The organism is Cupriavidus sp. 96C5-1 (genome assembly GCF_057798855.1).
The window spans coordinates 91,423-107,565 of the sequence record NZ_JBYOJU010000028.1 but is presented as its reverse complement, the minus strand read 5'-3'; the positions used below and the strand labels follow the sequence as shown (position 1 = coordinate 107,565).

Annotated in this window: 19 protein-coding genes; 12 read left to right on the top strand and 7 right to left on the bottom strand. The window is 65.4% G+C overall.

The window, feature by feature from the left end; translation table 11 throughout:
- Positions 1–15 precede the first annotated feature (15 nt).
- The 7 genes from AC3FOF_RS26925 (at position 16) to AC3FOF_RS26895 (ending at position 7,076) form a co-directional block, all read left to right on the top strand.
- Complete coding sequence (locus AC3FOF_RS26925; protein ID WP_276263602.1) at positions 16–1,494, top strand: cytochrome D1 domain-containing protein; 1,479 nt, start codon at positions 16–18, stop codon at positions 1,492–1,494.
- 10 nt (positions 1,495–1,504) lie between these two features.
- Positions 1,505–2,266: a uroporphyrinogen-III C-methyltransferase gene (gene cobA, locus AC3FOF_RS26920; protein WP_488728341.1), complete on the top strand. Its 762-nt coding sequence runs from the start codon at positions 1,505–1,507 to the stop codon at positions 2,264–2,266.
- A gap of 224 nt (positions 2,267–2,490) precedes the next feature.
- Positions 2,491–4,521: a ribonucleoside triphosphate reductase gene (locus AC3FOF_RS26915; protein ID WP_488728340.1), complete on the top strand. Its 2,031-nt coding sequence runs from the start codon at positions 2,491–2,493 to the stop codon at positions 4,519–4,521.
- Positions 4,522–4,583: 62 nt separating this feature from the next.
- Positions 4,584–4,784 carry an anaerobic ribonucleoside-triphosphate reductase gene (gene nrdD, locus AC3FOF_RS26910; RefSeq protein ID WP_017230224.1) on the top strand — a complete coding sequence of 67 codons (201 nt, stop codon included), beginning with the start codon at positions 4,584–4,586 and terminating at the stop codon, positions 4,782–4,784.
- Positions 4,785–4,842: 58 nt separating this feature from the next.
- Entirely contained in the window at positions 4,843–5,487 is a 645-nt protein-coding gene (locus AC3FOF_RS26905) for an anaerobic ribonucleoside-triphosphate reductase activating protein (protein ID WP_488728353.1), read from the top strand.
- A gap of 111 nt (positions 5,488–5,598) precedes the next feature.
- On the top strand, positions 5,599–5,952 hold the full coding sequence (locus AC3FOF_RS26900) for a metal-sulfur cluster assembly factor (protein WP_017230221.1): 354 nt from the start codon (positions 5,599–5,601) through the stop codon (positions 5,950–5,952).
- Complete coding sequence (locus AC3FOF_RS26895) at positions 5,901–7,076, top strand: DUF8744 domain-containing protein (RefSeq protein WP_488728339.1); 1,176 nt, start codon at positions 5,901–5,903, stop codon at positions 7,074–7,076. The genes AC3FOF_RS26900 and AC3FOF_RS26895 overlap by 52 nt, the downstream gene beginning before the upstream one ends.
- Positions 7,077–7,132: 56 nt before the next feature.
- Here the strand turns inward: AC3FOF_RS26895 and AC3FOF_RS26890 are convergent, their stop codons facing one another.
- From AC3FOF_RS26890 to AC3FOF_RS26875, 4 genes are all read right to left on the bottom strand, one after another.
- The gene (locus AC3FOF_RS26890; protein WP_017226766.1) at positions 7,133–7,579 is read right to left on the bottom strand and encodes an RrF2 family transcriptional regulator; all 447 of its coding nucleotides are present in this window, start codon (positions 7,577–7,579) and stop codon (positions 7,133–7,135) included.
- 253 nt (positions 7,580–7,832) lie between these two features.
- Positions 7,833–8,132, bottom strand: a complete 300-nt coding sequence (locus AC3FOF_RS26885; protein WP_488728338.1) for a DUF2249 domain-containing protein — start codon at positions 8,130–8,132, stop codon at positions 7,833–7,835.
- Between the two features lie 112 nt (positions 8,133–8,244).
- On the bottom strand, positions 8,245–8,925 hold the full coding sequence (locus AC3FOF_RS26880; protein ID WP_017226768.1) for a Crp/Fnr family transcriptional regulator: 681 nt from the start codon (positions 8,923–8,925) through the stop codon (positions 8,245–8,247).
- A 238-nt stretch (positions 8,926–9,163) separates the two neighbouring features.
- Positions 9,164–9,676, bottom strand: coding sequence for a hemerythrin domain-containing protein (locus AC3FOF_RS26875; RefSeq protein WP_035811540.1), 513 nt, complete (start codon positions 9,674–9,676; stop codon positions 9,164–9,166).
- Positions 9,677–10,033: 357 nt separating this feature from the next.
- On the opposite strand from AC3FOF_RS26875, the gene AC3FOF_RS26870 reads away from it, so the two are divergent.
- The 4 genes from AC3FOF_RS26870 to AC3FOF_RS26855 all read left to right on the top strand — a co-directional run bounded on the left by AC3FOF_RS26870 (position 10,034) and on the right by AC3FOF_RS26855 (position 12,932).
- A complete protein-coding gene (locus tag AC3FOF_RS26870; RefSeq protein WP_017226770.1) occupies positions 10,034–11,326 on the top strand; it encodes a hypothetical protein in 1,293 nt (430 codons plus the stop codon).
- 71 nt (positions 11,327–11,397) lie between these two features.
- Entirely contained in the window at positions 11,398–11,817 is a 420-nt protein-coding gene (locus AC3FOF_RS26865) for a MarR family winged helix-turn-helix transcriptional regulator (protein ID WP_035811536.1), read from the top strand.
- Positions 11,818–12,095: 278 nt separating this feature from the next.
- Entirely contained in the window at positions 12,096–12,608 is a 513-nt protein-coding gene (locus AC3FOF_RS26860; RefSeq protein ID WP_017226772.1) for a universal stress protein, read from the top strand.
- A gap of 78 nt (positions 12,609–12,686) precedes the next feature.
- Positions 12,687–12,932, top strand: coding sequence for a hypothetical protein (locus AC3FOF_RS26855; protein WP_017226773.1), 246 nt, complete (start codon positions 12,687–12,689; stop codon positions 12,930–12,932).
- Positions 12,933–13,249: 317 nt separating this feature from the next.
- Here the strand turns inward: AC3FOF_RS26855 and AC3FOF_RS26850 are convergent, their stop codons facing one another.
- Together AC3FOF_RS26850 and AC3FOF_RS26845 are read right to left on the bottom strand one after the other, a co-directional pair.
- On the bottom strand, positions 13,250–13,951 hold the full coding sequence (locus AC3FOF_RS26850) for a DUF3053 family protein (protein ID WP_035811542.1): 702 nt from the start codon (positions 13,949–13,951) through the stop codon (positions 13,250–13,252).
- A 134-nt stretch (positions 13,952–14,085) separates the two neighbouring features.
- Complete coding sequence (locus AC3FOF_RS26845; protein WP_035811544.1) at positions 14,086–15,228, bottom strand: tetratricopeptide repeat protein; 1,143 nt, start codon at positions 15,226–15,228, stop codon at positions 14,086–14,088.
- A 16-nt stretch (positions 15,229–15,244) separates the two neighbouring features.
- Here AC3FOF_RS26845 and AC3FOF_RS26840 point away from each other — a divergent pair, with 16 nt between their 5' ends.
- Positions 15,245–15,442 (top strand): hypothetical protein, encoded by a 198-nt coding sequence (locus tag AC3FOF_RS26840; RefSeq protein ID WP_488728337.1) that lies wholly within the window; start codon positions 15,245–15,247, stop codon positions 15,440–15,442.
- 391 nt (positions 15,443–15,833) lie between these two features.
- Here the strand turns inward: AC3FOF_RS26840 and AC3FOF_RS26835 are convergent, their stop codons facing one another.
- The gene (locus AC3FOF_RS26835) at positions 15,834–16,049 is read right to left on the bottom strand and encodes a DUF3079 domain-containing protein (RefSeq protein ID WP_276263564.1); all 216 of its coding nucleotides are present in this window, start codon (positions 16,047–16,049) and stop codon (positions 15,834–15,836) included.
- Between the last annotated feature and the right edge of the window lie 94 nt (positions 16,050–16,143).

Genomic DNA, 16,143 nt, shown 5'->3' with positions numbered 1-16,143 from the left:
GCCACGCTGATTGCCGTGCCCTATGCCGCCGCGGCGCTGGCCGCGACGCAGCCCCCGGATGCCGCCGCGCTCTACAGCCAGCACTGTGCCGCCTGCCATGGCCCCGAACGCCTGGGCGGCATGGGGCCCGCACTGCTGCCGGAGAGTCTGGAGCGCCTGCGGCCCCAGGAGCTGGCGGCGGTATTGCGCGAGGGCCGTCCCGCCACCCAGATGGCGGGCTTTGCTGGCAGCGTGGACGCGGCCGGGCTGGACGCGCTGGCGGCGTGGTTGCGCACTGCGCCGGCGGCGATGCCGGGTTGGACGGCGGCCGATATCGACGCGTCGCGCATCGTCTATCATGCGCCCGGCAGCCTGCCAGCGCGCCCGGTGTTCAGCGCCGATCCAGCCAACCTGTTCCTGGTGGTGGAGGCCGGCAGTCACCATATCAGCGTGCTGGACGGCGACAAGCTCGAACGCATTCACCGTTTCCGCAGCCGTTTCGCCCTGCACGGCGGCCCCAAGTTCAGCCCCGACGGACGCTATGTGTTCCTGGCCAGCCGCGATGGCTGGGTCAGCAAGTTCGACCTGTGGAACCTGACGCTCACTGCCGAAATCCGCGTCGGCATCAACACCCGCAACGTTGCGGTCAGCGACGACGGCAAATGGGTGCTGGCCGGCAACACGCTGCCGCAGACGCTGGTGCTGCTGCGCGCGGAGGACCTGGTGCCGGTGCGCGTGTACGACGTAAGGGGTGGCGATGGCACGGCCTCGCGCGTGTCGGCGGTGTACGATGCCGCGCCGCGCCAGAGCTTCATCGCCGCGCTCAGGGACATCCCGGCAGTGTGGGAGATCCCGTACGGCGGCGCCGTCGATGCCACATCATCCGCCGGCCAATTCACCCCCCGCGTGATCGCGCTGGACGAAGTGCTCGATGACTTCTTTTTCGACCAGGGCTACCTGCACATTCTTGGCGCCTCTCGCAACGGGCATGGCCAGGTGATTGATCTTGCGCAGGGGCGCAAGGTGGCCGACCTGGCTTTGTCCGGCATGCCGCACCTGGGCAGCGGCATCACGTGGGTGCGCCACGGCCGCGAGGTGATGGCTTCACCAAACCTGAAGCAAGGCCGCATCAGCGTGATCGACATGCGGACCTGGCAGACCGTCGGCAATATCGAGACCAACGGACCGGGGTTCTTCCTGCGCAGCCACGAGAACACGCCATATGCCTGGACCGACGCCATGATGAGTCCGCGCCGCGACACGTTGCAGGTCATCGACAAAGAGAGCCTGCAAGTGGTGGCCAGCGTCACGCCCAGTCCGGGCCGCACCGCGGCGCACGTGGAGTTCACCCGCGATGGCCGCTACGCGCTGGTCAGCGTGATGGAGCAGGACGGCGCCATCGTGGCCTACGATGCCACCACGCTGCGCGAGGTCCGGCGTATCCCCATGGACAAGCCGGTCGGCAAGTACAACGTATTCAACAAGACCACCCGTTCGTCGGGCACAAGCCATTGAGGAGCATGAGATGAACAGACCGCTGAAGCCGGGCAAGGTATGGCTGGTGGGGGTGGGGCCCGGCGATCCGGACCTGGCCACTGTCAGGGCTGCTCGGGTGCTCGGCCAGGTCCAGGTGTGGCTGGTGGATGATCTGGTGTCGTCCGACATGCACCGTTATGCCAGGCCCGGCACGCAGATCATATCGGTGGGCAAGCGCGGCGGGCGTTGCTCGGTGAGCCAGGCCAGCATCCATGCGCTGACGCTGGCGCATGCACTGGCCGGCCGCGACGTGGCGCGCGTGAAAGGCGGCGATCCGCTGTTGTTTGGCCGCGGCGGCGAAGAGGCTGAATTCCTGCGCGCGCACGGTATCGCGGTGGAGGTGGTCAACGGCATCAGCAGCGGCATGGCCGCAGCGCAGGCGCTGGGCATCGCACTTACGCATCGCGCACACTGCCACGGCGTGACCTTCGTCACCGCGCATACCAGCGGCGACGGCGGCCCCGACTGGCGGGCACTGGCCGCCGGCGGCACCACACTGGTCATCTACATGGGCATGGGGCGGCTCTGCGCCATTCGCGACGCCTTGCTGGCCGCGGGCATGCGGCCCGACATGCCGGCCGGCGTGGTCATGCATGCCAGCGGCCCCGGCGAGCGCCGCTGGTCCGGCACGCTGGCCACGCTCTCCGAGGCGCTCGCGGCCGGCCTGGCCAGTCCGGCGGTGGTTCTGATCGGCGGCGTGGTGGAGCGGGCTGTGACCACGCAAGCCGTGGCACGCATGAGCGCCGCGTGACCAGGCCGCGATCGTCCGCGCCCGACGCTCGCCTACCGTTGGCGGCGCGGCGGACTGCACGCTGCGGCGTGCATATTCGCATGCTTTCCCGTATTCCCGGCACAAGCCGTGGGCATTGGAAATATCACCGGATATGTCATACGCTTGCCCGTCGTCAATCAACATATAGTGTTTGACCGGTACGCTCTGTCCCACATCTAGTGTGAATATTGCCGGGAGAATGTATGGAGCACTGTACCGAAGCCGTTGTTGCCAGCCTGCCCAGGGAGGTCGTCAAGCGCGATGGCGAAAGAACCGCTTTCGCCATCGAGCGGATCCGGTCCGCGCTGCGCCGCGCCGGCGCTGCAACTGGCGAGTTCGCCGATGCGCAGGCAGGCAACCTCGCGGAGCAGGTGGCCAGGGTCCTGGCACACCGCTTCCATGAGCGGACGCCAGGCGTCGAGCAGATCCAGGACGTGGCCGAGCAGGTGTTGGTTGCCGCCAACCACTGGAACACCGCGCGTGCGTTTATTGCCTACCGCGGCCAGCACGCCAGGCTGCGCCAGGACCGCAAGGCCCTGGTCGACGTGGAGGCGTCGATCAACGAATACCTGAGCAAGGCGGACTGGCGCGTGAATGCCAATGCCAACCAGGGCTATTCGCTGGGCGGACTGATCCTGAACGTGGCAGGCAAGGTCACCGCCAATTACTGGCTGTCCCATGTCTACGCGCCTGAAATCGGCGAGGCCCACCGCAACGGCGATATCCATATCCACGATCTCGATATGCTCAGCGGCTACTGTGCCGGCTGGTCGCTGCGCACGCTGCTGCATGAAGGCTTCAATGGCGTGCCGGGCAAGGTGGAGGCAGGCCCGCCCAAGCGCATGTCGTCCGCCGTGGGGCAGATCGTCAACTTTCTCGGCACGCTCCAGAACGAGTGGGCCGGTGCGCAGGCGTTCTCGTCGTTCGACACCTATATGGCGCCGTTCGTGCGCAAGGACGCCATGTCCTATGCCCAGGTGCGGCAGTGCATCCAGGAGCTGATCTACAACCTGAACGTGCCGTCGCGCTGGGGTACGCAGACGCCCTTTACCAACCTGACTTTCGACTGGACCTGCCCCGAGGACCTGCGCGAGCAGGTGCCCGTCATCGGCGGCCAGGAAATGCCGTTCGCCTATGGCGAATTGCAGGAAGAGATGGACCTGATCAACCGCGCCTATATCGAGGTGATGACGGCGGGCGATGCCAAGGGCAGGGTGTTCACCTTCCCCATCCCAACCTACAACATCACGCGCGACTTCCCATGGGAGTCGGAGAATGCCACGCGGCTGTTCGAAATGACGGCCCGGTACGGGTTGCCGTACTTCCAGAATTTCATCAACTCGGAGCTGGAGCCGAATATGGTGCGCTCCATGTGCTGCCGGCTCCAGCTCGACCTGCGCGAGCTGCTCAAGCGCGGCAACGGCCTGTTCGGCAGTGCCGAGCAGACCGGCAGCGTAGGCGTGGTCACCGTCAATTGCGCACGCCTGGGCTACCTGCATGCGGGCGACGAAGCGGCGCTGCTGCGCGCACTGGACCGCCTGCTCGAACTGGGCAAGCAGAGCCTGGAGAACAAGCGCAAGCTGATCCAGCACCTGATGGACCAGGGCCTGTTCCCTTACTCGAAGCGCTATCTCGGCACCTTGCGCAATCATTTTTCGACGCTGGGCGTGAACGGCATCAACGAGATGATCCGCAACTTCACCGCGGACGCGCACGATATCACCTCGGAGTGGGGCCATGCGTTCGCGCTGCGCCTGCTGGAACACGTGCGCGAGCGCATCGTGGACTTCCAGCAGGAAACCGGTCATCTCTACAACCTCGAAGCCACGCCGGCCGAGGGTGCCACGTACCGCTTCGCCCGCGAGGACCGCAAGCGCTGGCCGCAGATCCGCCAGGCCGGCACGGCCGCGCAACCCTACTACACAAACTCCTCGCAGCTGCCGGTCGGCTGGACCGACGACCCCTTCGAGGCACTGGCGCGGCAGCAGGTATTGCAGTCCCGGTACACCGGCGGCACGGTGCTGCACCTGTATATGGGCGAGCGCCTGTCCAGCGGCGAAGCCTGCCGCGAACTGGTGCGGCGCGCACTGACGCGCTTCCGCCTGCCGTACATCACGGTGACGCCGACGTTCTCGATCTGTCCCACGCACGGCTACCTCGCTGGCGAGCATCCGTTTTGCCCGCGCTGCGACGAGGAGATCCTGGCCCGCAAGCGGGTTCCGATCGCTGCCTGAGCACGATCGTCCGGCTTGCTCGTTTTTATTTTTTAACCCACCCAAAAAACGGAGTACACCCCATGACTGACCAATATCAATCCTCGCCAGCCATTCAAGCCGAACCTGGCGACGCCGTGCTGCGCGACGAGGAGCGCCAACCCTGCGAGATCTGGACCCGGGTGATGGGCTACCACCGGCCGGTCTCCAGTTTCAACACAGGCAAGCAGGGCGAGCACCGCGAGCGCCGCTTCTTCGCGGAGCCTCGTGGCATTGCGGCCTGACGCCTGCGCGGGGACGGCCAGGCATCGCCGCAACGCGGACCCGTTGCGCGCGGGCGGCATGACGGCGCTGACGACCATCGATTTTCCCGGTCGCCTCGCCGCCGTCGTGTTCTGCCAGGGCTGTCCCTGGCGCTGCGGCTATTGCCACAACCAGGCGTTGCTGGACGCCGCCGCGCCGCCCGCCATCGCCTGGGCGGACGTGCTGGATTTCCTGCAGGCGCGGCAAGGCCTGCTCGACGGCGTGGTGTTTTCCGGGGGCGAGCCGACCCTGCAGGCGGGCCTGCCCGGTGCCATCGAGGACGTGCGGGCCCGAGGCTTCCAGGTCGCGCTGCACACCGCCGGCATGTACCCGGATCGCCTGGCCGCCATCTTGCCCCGGCTGGACTGGATCGGCCTGGATCTCAAGGCACCCCTGCATCGCTATGACAGCGTTACGCGGGTACCGGGCAGCGGGGAGCGGGCGTGGGCATCGCTGCGCCGGTGGCTTGCCAGCGGCGTGGCGGGCGAGTGCCGCACCACCTGGCACGCCGGCCTGTTCGGTGTCGCCGAGCTGCACGCGCTGGCCGAACGGATCGCCGCGCTTGGCGTGACGCACTGGGCATTGCAGGAGTGCCGCGGCAGCGGCGCGGGCGCTTCGCTTGGCCGTCAGGATATCGACAGGCTGGCAGCGCATTTCAGCAGTTTCACGCTGCGCAAGGCATGACGGAAGCGCCGGCCTTGCGCTATGTCAACCGACCGGCGGTACGGGGCATGCAGGACGCGTGGCCCGTACTACCATGGACTGTGCGTAACAGGAACGCGAAAAGGAGGGAGCATGCTCACCAGGCAAGCATCGAACGGGAAAGGCAGGCTTGACTACCAGGGCCCCGAGGAATGGCGCATACCGATCATGGATGCCCTGCGCCGCGTGGTCGATCCGGAACTGGCGCTGGGCATCCTCGAGGTTGGCCTGATCTACGGCGTCACCGTATCCGACGGATCGGTGCACGTTTCGATGACGATGACTTCGGCCGCATGCCCGGTGGCCGACATGATCCTGGACGACGTACAACTCGAGCTTGAGGGCGTGATGCCGTTGGGGTACCTGATCGAAGTGGAACTATGCTGGGAGCCCGCATGGACGCCGGAGCGCATGAGCGCCAGCGCGAAGCACGCCATGGGATGGTGAGCATGGCCGCGCGCCGCGCGCAAGGGCGCCGGCGCAAGACCTGGCCTCGGCTGGCAGTGCTGCTGCTGGCCGTATTCGCGTTGCTCGCGGGCATGCTCGGCGGCCTGTTGCGTGCAGGCGTGGCGTTGCCCGGGGCGGACGGCTATCGCCTGCTATGGCACGCGGTTTCATTCCACGGCGCGTTGATGACCGGCGGCTTCTTCGGCACGGTCATCGGCATCGAGCGCGCGGTGGCGCTTGGGCGTCCCGCCGCCTTCGCCGCGCCGGTGGCATCGGGGCTGGGTGCCTTGCTGATGGTGGCGGGATTCCCCGCCGCCGGCGCGTGGGCCTTGGCGGCCGGCGCGCTGGTGTTCGTGGGCGTCAGCGTGGCCGTGCTGCGGCGCCAGCCGGCTGCCCATACCGCCTTGCTGCTGGTCGCCTCCGTGGCCTGGCTGGCAGGAAACGCGGCGCTGGCTTCGGGCCGCTGGCTGGCCTCGGCCAACGCCTGGTATTTCATCTTCCTGGTAGTCACCGTTGCTGCCGAGCGGCTTGAAATGACGCGCCTGATGCGCCGCCGGCCCGGCGCGCAAACGGCCTTGCTTGCCATTCTGGCAGCGCTGATACTGGGTGCTGCCGCCTCGGCGCTGGCAGGGAACGCGGGCAGGACAGGTGGCGTCGTCTATGGCGTCTCGCTGGCGTTCCTTGGCGCCTGGCTGGCACTGTTCGACATTGCGCGCCGCACGGTGCGCAGCCATGGACTGAGCCGCTATATGGCGGTCTGCCTGCTGCTGGGCTATGGCTGGCTGCTGGTGGCAGGCGTGGCATGGGCCGGCACCGCGGCCGGGCTGCCATGGCGTGACGCGGCGCTGCATGCGCTGGGACTGGGTTTCATCGTCAGCATGGTGATGGCGCATGCGCCTGTCATCCTGCCGGCGATCACGCGCGTCAAACTGCAGTTCGGCAACAGCTTCTATGTGCCGCTTGCCTTGCTGCACTTCTCCCTGGCCGCGCGGCTGAGTTTCGGCCACCAGTTGCCGGCCGTCAAGGCCGCGGCGGCGATCGGCAACGTTGCTGCGATCCTGGTGTTTATTGCCGTGGTGGCCGCCGCCGCGCGGGCATGGCGGGTCCGCGCGGCGCAGTCCTGAACCTTCCGCCGGACGCGGCCGGCGCCGGGGCCGCATCGGCACCGGCGGCATGGGCCTCAGCTTTTGCCGGGATTCAGCACTGCCGCATGCGGCGGGGCCGAGCGCGTTCGCGCCAGCACGTCAGCGAGGGTATAGCTTTCAAGATGTTGCAGGAAGCTCCGGCGAGCGCCGTCCATGACGCAGCAAAGGGGCTCATCGCTCGCGAGCTTGCAGGCGCCACCGTCGGCCAGGCAGGCAAGCAGATCGAAATCGGGCTCCACGCTGCGAACCACGTCGCCAAGATTGATGCTCCCTGGCCCGGATGACAACTGGATGCCACCGCCTCTGCCGCGCACGGTTGCGATCCAGCCCTGGCGGCTCAGCTTGTGCGTCACCTTGACCAGGTGCGCCCTGGAGATGCCGTAGGCCTGCGCGATCTCGCTGTTGGTGCACAGCCGTTCAGGATGGCGCGCCACGTAAATCAGCAGCCGTAGCGCGTAGTCGGTCATGGTGGTCAGGCGCATCGTATGGCTGTGCGGTGGCAATACCGTCGACGGTTAAAAAAAGAAGCCTGCCCGTAGATCGTACGGACAGGCTTTCGGCAGGACAGCAACATCAAGGCCGCCGGGCGCCTTGCACCACAGCGCGGCGGCCTCATTGGTATCTTGCCCCAGGCCCGCCGGGGCCGGCTTGTCCGCGGGCAAGCCAATCGCGGATCGTGCGGTTCGTGCGGTTCGAGGGCGCGCAGGTGATCCGGGTGCCGGATAACGGCAAGGTTCAGCCGCCGCTGCAGCCGCAGCCCGTGCCGCTTGCGCTGCCGCATCCTTGCGCGGTACCCGCTGGATGGACGGTGAAGTCGATCACCACGGCATCGTCCGCGCGCTGAACATAGGCAATGTGGAGTTGGTCTTGATAGCGCCGGCGCAGTTGTTCGATCAGGGGAAGGGGATCGTGGTCGTTGACGAAGCGCATCGACTCGCCTTCGCCCAGCGCTTCCAGCGCACCAAAAATCGCGGCATGGCGAAAGCGCTTGGCAATGCCGCGCGCGTCGAAGATGAAGGGGGAACTGGTCTGCATGGCAGGCTCCTTGGCATGGTGGTTACGCAGCAATGCTAACGAGGGATCGGCCTGCCGCGATTGACGCCGGTCAAGCAATTTCCGCTTCGGATTCCACGCCGGCAAACAGGACTCAGGCTCCGGCAAACCGGCGCTGAAGTGCCTGGACATCGTGGATCAGGACCTCTGGGCCAGCCACGCTGATCAAGGCGGCTTCGCTGAGCCGCTGCAGGGTGCGCGAAAGCGTTGCCGGCGACAGCCCCAGCTTGGAGGCGATGAGATTCTTGTTGACGGCGAAGCGCGTAAGGTTGCCCTCGCGCGGCCCGTTCAGAAGGTAGCCGATCACGCGCTGTTGCGAGTTGTGCAGGTTTACCGTCTCGATATCCTGCACCAGGGCGTGCAGGCGCATCGACAAGCCGGCAAGCATGCGCCGAGCAAAGGACGGGTCGCGATCGATGGCGGCGAATATATCCTTCTTGTCGAGCAGGATCAGCAGGGTGTCTTCGAGCGCTTGGGCATCCACCAGGTAAGGGCGGTCCAGAAACATGACAGCCTCCCCGAATGCTTCGCCGGGGCCGAAAAATTCGACGACCTTCTCCGGATTGCCGTTTATCGAAGGCAGTGCCAGCTTGATCTGGCCAACGGCAACAACATATAGTCCCGGCGCCGCGGCGCCACGCCGGAAGACATGGCTGTGCTTGGCGACCCTGACCTCATGGCAGGAACCGGCAAGCTCGGCCAGCTGCGCTGCGTCGAGGTTCCGGAACAGGGGCAGGCTGCCAAGCAGTCCGTCGAGATTGAGTTTGTGGCGCATGGCATGCCTCAGTGGCGGTAGTTGCATCTGTCATCTGTCTGTCGAGGCAAGCCTCCAGGGCTTGCCGGCCGCGCGGGCCGACACAGTGTGGCGTATCCGGAGCACGACGACAGGCTCGTAGTGCATAGGATTCCACGCCAGGCCCAGCCGGATCTTGTGGCAGATCAAGTCATCCTGCCTTAGCCTGCAAGCGTTGACGATCGGTGAAATGGCGCAGGGATGCCCGTGCTTGCTGCCACTAGCGTGCGCCTCTTCTTTGCGCCATGCGCAGGCCAATCCCGGCAAGGCGCTCGCGCGATAGCCGGACGGCGGCGGGATAAACTTCGTGCTCCTCCCGCAATGCGTGCTCGGGATAGCGGGTGGCGAACGCGCTGAGCTCTGGTGGAGCGGGGTGGCTTGCTCCCTGAGAGAGCGCCTCCAGCCACGGCTGCAGGCAGCACCACAATTCGGCCAGGTGCCCATGCTCGGCATCCAGCTCGTCGATACGCGCAGTCAGGCTGGCGTCACCCAGCTCCCGCAGCGCCGGGAACAGGTCTTCCTCCTCGTCGGCGTGGTGCAGCGGCGCCGCGATCTGGAAGTATCTCAGCACGCTGGCGGCGGCGGCTTGCGCGTCTTCATCCGCGCCGTGCAGCGTTGCGTGTTGCTCAAGCCTCTGGCACAAGCCAGCGAATCGCCGCACCTTCTCGTGGCAGGCCAGCAGCAGTTCAATCGGTGAATCGAAGCCAGGAAGGCTGGCGGCGGAAGAAAACATGATCGCGCTCCGGTTGGGCCAGGCCGTCTTCAATTGCCTGCTGCAGACTCGTCAAGTATCGCCCGAAGCGGGGTGTGCCCTTTTTGATATAGCGCAAAGGGGGCGCGGCGCCGGCTCACGGGTGGCTTCGCCAGTAGTGCAACCTTTTACCGCGATCAAAGACAAGACCGGTCTTCGCCGGCTAGCATGGCTGCGCCGGAATAGCGTGCAGGGGCAGGGGCATTTTCTGCCCGGCCCCGCTGGACCAAGTGCGGAGATTGACGCAATGCTGAGACGACTTCCCCCTTCCGATTTTTGCGAGGATGCCGGTGAGCCACCTCGCCTTTCCTGGTCGCGCCTTGCGGCATGGCAGGGCACATGAAAGCTGCGCAGCTGAAATACGAGAATGCTCCCCGGCCATCGGTGGTGCTTGGCTGCCTGTTGCCGGCGCCATGGCTTGGCGCCGCCGCGGGATTGCTGGTGGCATTGGGTCCCGCGGACGGCCTGCCATTCCGTTTTTCACCGACCGTGCTGGCGGCGGTCCATCTGCTCGCACTGGGGATGCTGGTTCCCGTCATGGTGGGGGCATTGTTCCAGATGATGCCGGTGGTCGCCGGGGTGCGGATACGCGGAACTGCCGGACTGGCGCCTTTGGTCGCGTTGATAGCGGGGAGCACGGCACTCGGGCTGGCAGGTGGATTCCTTACCGGCCGGCCACTCGGCTTTCGCGTGGCGATCATGCTGGGCGCGCCTTTCCTAAGCCTCGTCGGACTGGCATTGCTGTGGGCGGGAACACGCGTGGCTGCCATCGACGCCACCACGCGCACGCTGGCGTGCATAGGCGCTGCGCTGATCGCGACGGTTGCGACCGGCGCCGCGCTGGCAGGCGCGCTTGGCGGCCAATGGCAGGTATCACTGGGTCCGACGCTGCAATTGCATGTGGCCGTGGGGCTGGTTGGCTGGCTGGCCACGCTCGTTGCGGGTGTCGCGACCACGGTGGTGCCGATGTTCTGGCAAACCAGGCGTTTGCCGGCGAGCCTGGATCGGTTCCTGCCTTGGGGAATCTGGTTGCTTCTGCTGGGATACTGCGGTGTTGTGATCGACCTGCCACAGCTTGCAGGCGCAGGCGCGGTGCCGCTTCTGCTCTTCCTGGCGGCACTCGCCGTAGTTGGATTGCAGGGGGTATTGCGTGCGCGGCGCCGCCACGATCCAGGCTGGCGCCTTTGGGTTGCCGCCTGCTTGAGCGCCCTTGGCGCGGTGGCATTGTCGCTGGCGGCTCCCGCCTTGCCGGGGGCCGTCGCCTATCCCTGGTGGATCGGCACGGCGGTGCTGGTGGGGTGCGGGGTGCTGCCGGTAACGGCGATGATCGGCAAGATCGTGCCTTTCCTGATCTGGCTGCGTTTGCGCCGCCGGCTGCCATTGCCAGCCCGGATTCCCGCCATGCAGGCGATGATTTCGCCCAGCCAGCAGCGTTGGCAAGCCAACTTGCTGTTGCTCGCCTATGTCCTGCTGCTGGCGCTGCCCCTGGCGCCGCGATGGCTGGCTTTGCCGGGCGGAGCACTGTTTGCCGCCGCCAACGTCTGGCTTGGCCTGCAGTTGCTGCGGGCTGTGCGATGTTTTCGCCGCACCATGATCGCGGGCGGGCTGCCACCACGGCACCCGGAAGCGTGATCCCGCCCCCGGCGCGTCACTCGCGCCTGGTTCAAGTTGCATCGACCGTTTCGAAGAATTCCTTTCAAACCATGAAGTCTGCAAGGCATAGCGACATAACGACACAGAACTTCGAGGCATTGTCGGAGTTCCGCTATCAACTTCGCCGCTTCCTCCGCTTCTCCGAGGAGGCCGCGCAGGCGGAGGGCATCACGCCTCTGCAGTATCTGCTGTTGCTGCACGTTAAAGGCATTCCTGGCCGCGATTGGGCGACCGTCGGGGAACTGGCCGAGCGCCTGCAAGCGGCTCCGAACGGTGTGGTTGGGCTGGTGTCTCGCTGCGAAGCAGCGGGCCTGGTGAAGCGCAGGCAGAACGATACCGACCATCGGCTGGTGGAGGTACATCTGCGCCAGCGCGGCGAACAATGCCTGATGCAACTGGCGGCGCTTCACAAGGCGCAGCTCAGCTCATTGCATTCCGCTTTCAATGTTTCCGAGCTAACGGCGCGATAGCCAAGCCTTATTCCACTCCATCTCGCGTACCGGGTGCTTCATGCGCCAGGGGGTTCCTCAATGTGCGAAGCGAAGTTATATCACTATGTGATATATAATCGATCCATGCTTCAGCGTGGGATATGGGACATCATAGACGCCATGTGATCACCGCGGTCTGGAGAAAGCTGCCGGCGCGTGCCTTGGCACGACATCTTGCTGCTGGTAGAAAGTACCGATGGCGTCGCCTTTCAAGGACGCCGGCGCGCGCCATGGATCTCTCGATGTGAGGAAGGGCGATGTCACTGTTCTCTCGGATTCTGCTGTGTTACGACGCGACACGGGAAGGGCGCCGGGCCTTGCGCTATGGCGCGGAACTGGCACAGCAACTTCACGCGGATACGCACCTGCTCGCAGTGCTGGAGAGTGCCCATTGGCTGCATGGCTTCGATGCCCTGGCGGCCGACGCGCTCTCGATAGAAGAGCGCGCCGCCAAGGAAATCCTGAGCGAGGGCGTCAGCAAGCTCAAGGCAAGCGGCGTGACGGCCACCGGCCACTTTGCGGTCGGCAGCCCGATAGACCAGATCGCTCGCGTGGCACATGCGTTAAAGGTGGACCTGATCGTGGTCGGCCATCGACGGTGTGGCCTGCTGGCGCGCTGGTGGGCAGGACCGGGTCATGGCTTGCTGCTGGACAGGGTTTCGTGCAGCATCCTGGTCGCGATCGATCCGTCCGATGCGGAGGTTCCCGAACTGGCGCAAAGCGAGGCAAGCAGCCAGGCTGACGCCGCCGGCCGTGCGCAGCACCAATGACATCCCGGCCTGGGATCATCGTGCTCAAGCTAGCCGCCCCCAATGCAAAGGCAGGCCGCCGCTGGTGTATCAAAGGCAATGACCGTGTCGAACCTGCTTCGTGAGCGGTACATTCAGTACCGCGGCTATCGCATCCTTGTGCGCAGCTTCCACTCCGGCTACCTGAACGAGAGCCGTTGGACCATTCAGGTCGACGTGGCCAAGGGCGAGGCCCCTCCCATGCTGCGGCATCGCGATGCGAACCATCGGTTCGCGTCGCTCGCCGAGGCAGAGCAGGCGGGCTTCGCGTGGGGCAGGGATAGGGTGGAAGAGATCCTTCTGTAGCGCTGCGGGTGCATCGCTGTCCACGCCGATAGCGTGGCCACCGGTCTGACAGGAAAGGACGGGGCGGATTCATTCGGGCGTCCGCCCCGATCGGGCCGATCAGGCGATCTTGACCTGGTCGCCCACCGCGACGCTGCCCATGGCCGGATCGGACACCGTGTCCTTGCCGGTTTCCATGCGGCCGGCGAAGCGACGGCTGTAGCCAGGCATGTTGTCCGCGAGGGCTCTTTGCAGGTCATGCAACCGGGCGCCATGCGCGCAGCAGTCCCACGGGTCACGAAAATCCCACGTGGACACCCGGCCCCAACTTCCGGAAATCAGTTGCCCAGCATGACGGAACGCAGACGGCTTTGCGCCTGGTTCACGCCTCTTGCATGCTCGTTCATCTCCTGCAGCAGCTTGTTGAGATCGGCCTGCACCGCGGGGCTCTGCACCTTTACCACAAGTCCGGAGATCTCGATCCGGGCCTTGTTTTCCTCCACGAAATCGACGATCTTCAGCCCGCTGGCGAACGCGGCATCGACTTGCGGGAATATTTCCTTGAAGGTGTTGGCCGGCAGCGTCACGGTCTTGTCGTATGCCTTGTCGTAGACCGCCTTCAAGTCGTCCGCTTGCTTCAATTGCGCATGCGCTGCGTCGGCCTTGGCCTGCTCGGCGTCCAGTGCGCCACGCATCCCGGACAGCATGTCGCGCGCGGCCTTCACCTCGTCGCGGTGCGCCACGATGTCGCCGAGGGAGCGCATGGCGCCTTTTTGCACGATGTTGCCCAGCGGTTTGACTGAATTGTTCATGCCTGCGTTGAAATCGGTGATCACTGCATATTGCGCAGCGTAGTCGCCGAACGATGCCTTCTCCGCCGCGCTGAGTTGCGGCACGTGCACGCCTGGCTTGTCGACGATTCGCGTTTGCAGGAATTGCGTGAACGCCGCGCGCTGTTCGGGTTCCTTGTTGCCGCAGGCGGCGAGCACCAGCGGCAAGGCGGCGATAAGCACGGTGAGCGATCGGGATTGGAGCTTCATTGGCGGGGCTTCCTGGTTGGTATCTTCATCGATTGCTGCCCGCGAGCCGCGGATGCCATTGGCGCGGCAGGTGCGCGGCAGCGTGGCTCGGACGCTGCCTCGGGGCATAGGCGGCCCCGGGCTGCGTCCTGTGGTCAAGACAGTTCCACATGCAGCCGCGCGAGCGTCTGCAGCAGCGTTTCATGATCGGGAGCGAGATCGCTGGCGGCGGCGAACGCCTCGCGCGCTTCGTTTTGCCGTTGCAATTGCCAAAGTACCTCGCCCTTATGGACCAGGCTCTCGACCCGGGCAGACAGGTTGCCTTCGGTGCCCTCGCCGAAGGCGGCCAGGGATTGATTGATATAGCCCAGCGCCTGCTCGGACTGGCCCAGGCGGAAGAGAGCCCAGCCCTTGCTGTCCAGGATGTAGGGGTCGTCCGGGGCATGGGCAAGGGCCTCGTCGATCAGGGGCAGGGCACGCTCGACCATCCAGTTCGCATCGGCCAGGGCGTAACCGACTCCGTTCAGCTGGTCCTGCTCAAGCGGTGCCAGGCCGAGGGCGAGATCCAGTTGCCTGCTGTCCCGGCTGGCGATCGACAGGTCGATCAGCTTGCGGCGGATGCGCGCCTGGAAATCCGCGCCGAGCGTTTCGCTGTCGGCCGCATAGCTGGCCAACATCTGCCGGAAGACGGCCGCCGGCCCGGCGTCGGCAGGCATGGCGGCGATGGTGTCGGCCTCGCGCTTGCACCAGGCGTAGTCGGCCGGCTCGAGCGCTCCCAGGGCGTAGTCCAGGCTGAGGGTGCGGGCCTCGTGGCTCTGCGCATAATAGGTGTCGCCCCGGCTGTCCGATTTGCTGCAGAACAGGTAGCCATCCTTGAGGTCGAGCACATAGGGCATGCCTGGCAACGGTTGTCCGCGCTGCGAGTCGCGCATTGAGAACGCTTCGCCGAAATTGCCGTCGCCGACGATCGGGTTGAGGATCCACTTGCTCCTCGCGTAACGTTTCGGCAGACGGACCGAGACGGTATTGCCCCGCTTGTCGGTGATCCCGAAAATGACGCTGTCCTGCTCTTGCGACTGGGGTGCGATGCCGGCGATCCGGTGGCCCGGCAGGAACAGCCGGTAGCGCGTCTCCGGCATGACGTCTCCGCTGGCCGGATCGCGCAGCACGAAATGATGCACCTGCGCGCCTTTGCCGAGCGTGCCGGGTGCGCGGTAGTCGCGCGCCAGCGTCATTGCGGGAATGGCCGCCATGGCCAACAGGACTGCGCCCTTCAGGTAAAGCGTTCTGCTTCTCATTGCCTTCGATGTCAAGATGGAGCGGGGTGATGCGCTGGCGGCTTCAAGCCTGCCAGATGAGCCGGTGATTTTAGCGTTTTTTTCATTTGTGGCAGGAATTGATCTGGGGGAGAGCTACCGGGAAGGCGTTTTTGCGCTGAGCTTGACCTCATCGGCATCTCATGCGGCGAGGCACGCCTTGCAAGTGGAAAGCGGGGTGAGCCTGGCGCAATGATTGGGGCCGCTGGTCCCTTATCATATTGTCGCCACGCCGGTGGAAGTCGATCCGTTCCGCCGCCCAGCGCAAGGGGAGTCGATTCCGTAGCGGAAGTCGCGGCAGGTATCGCCTGCGGAGTGGCTCAGCGCCTTCGCTGGTCAGGAGGCTGTCCGCGTGCTCCGTGCCTGACTTGACGGAAGCGCTGACGCATTGCGCAATCGGGCGATGCCGATCATCCTGGCAAGAGTGGGCCTGCGAGCCAGACGAGCCTCCTCGCAACGGTCTGATCGTGTCTGCGCTTTGATCTTACAGGTGGCCAACGTTGCGAGCCGGAGCAAATGGCCCGGCACGGCGTGATCCTGGCCTCCTTTCCTGACAAACTCCGTCTTGCGGTTCGATGGCAGCCAGATCAGTCGTCCGGCTTGCCTGGCACTTCGCCCGCCTTCTCTGGGGGAGCGATGCCCCAGTCTCCGTATGCGAGCCAGTCCTCTCCAAGCAATTCAACCGGGTGCTGTGTGCGACTCGAGCCATTTCCACATCCCATCGAATCAACGGGACAATACTTGTCGCATCCCCAGCAAATCCGCTCGGGATGATTCGGATACAAAGGAAATTTCTTTGCCATCTTTCTGGGAATCCGTTACCTGAGACAGACCTTAGGCCGTTTTGAGGGATGCGCACGTGACCAGGATCAATGGGAGTGCAACTACACCTGCGGG

Excerpts from the sequence above, each read along its gene's own strand:
- cobA (WP_488728341.1), top strand. The coding sequence starts at position 1,505 with ATGAACAGACCGCTGAAGCCGGGCAAGGTATGGCTGGTGGGGGTGGGG.
- AC3FOF_RS26865 (WP_035811536.1), top strand. The coding sequence starts at position 11,398 with ATGAAGTCTGCAAGGCATAGCGACATAACGACACAGAACTTCGAGGCA.
- AC3FOF_RS26855 (WP_017226773.1), top strand. The coding sequence starts at position 12,687 with ATGACCGTGTCGAACCTGCTTCGTGAGCGGTACATTCAGTACCGCGGC.
- AC3FOF_RS26875 (WP_035811540.1), bottom strand. The coding sequence starts at position 9,676 with ATGTTTTCTTCCGCCGCCAGCCTTCCTGGCTTCGATTCACCGATTGAA.
- nrdD (WP_017230224.1), top strand. The coding sequence starts at position 4,584 with ATGACTGACCAATATCAATCCTCGCCAGCCATTCAAGCCGAACCTGGC.
- AC3FOF_RS26915 (WP_488728340.1), top strand. The coding sequence starts at position 2,491 with ATGGAGCACTGTACCGAAGCCGTTGTTGCCAGCCTGCCCAGGGAGGTC.
- AC3FOF_RS26905 (WP_488728353.1), top strand. The coding sequence starts at position 4,843 with ATGACGGCGCTGACGACCATCGATTTTCCCGGTCGCCTCGCCGCCGTC.
- AC3FOF_RS26900 (WP_017230221.1), top strand. The coding sequence starts at position 5,599 with ATGCTCACCAGGCAAGCATCGAACGGGAAAGGCAGGCTTGACTACCAG.
- AC3FOF_RS26860 (WP_017226772.1), top strand. The coding sequence starts at position 12,096 with ATGTCACTGTTCTCTCGGATTCTGCTGTGTTACGACGCGACACGGGAA.
- AC3FOF_RS26845 (WP_035811544.1), bottom strand. The coding sequence starts at position 15,228 with ATGAGAAGCAGAACGCTTTACCTGAAGGGCGCAGTCCTGTTGGCCATG.
- AC3FOF_RS26870 (WP_017226770.1), top strand. The coding sequence starts at position 10,034 with ATGAAAGCTGCGCAGCTGAAATACGAGAATGCTCCCCGGCCATCGGTG.
- AC3FOF_RS26890 (WP_017226766.1), bottom strand. The coding sequence starts at position 7,579 with ATGCGCCTGACCACCATGACCGACTACGCGCTACGGCTGCTGATTTAC.
- AC3FOF_RS26840 (WP_488728337.1), top strand. The coding sequence starts at position 15,245 with ATGGAGCGGGGTGATGCGCTGGCGGCTTCAAGCCTGCCAGATGAGCCG.
- AC3FOF_RS26895 (WP_488728339.1), top strand. The coding sequence starts at position 5,901 with ATGGACGCCGGAGCGCATGAGCGCCAGCGCGAAGCACGCCATGGGATG.
- AC3FOF_RS26835 (WP_276263564.1), bottom strand. The coding sequence starts at position 16,049 with ATGGCAAAGAAATTTCCTTTGTATCCGAATCATCCCGAGCGGATTTGC.
- AC3FOF_RS26850 (WP_035811542.1), bottom strand. The coding sequence starts at position 13,951 with ATGAAGCTCCAATCCCGATCGCTCACCGTGCTTATCGCCGCCTTGCCG.
- AC3FOF_RS26885 (WP_488728338.1), bottom strand. The coding sequence starts at position 8,132 with ATGCAGACCAGTTCCCCCTTCATCTTCGACGCGCGCGGCATTGCCAAG.
- AC3FOF_RS26880 (WP_017226768.1), bottom strand. The coding sequence starts at position 8,925 with ATGCGCCACAAACTCAATCTCGACGGACTGCTTGGCAGCCTGCCCCTG.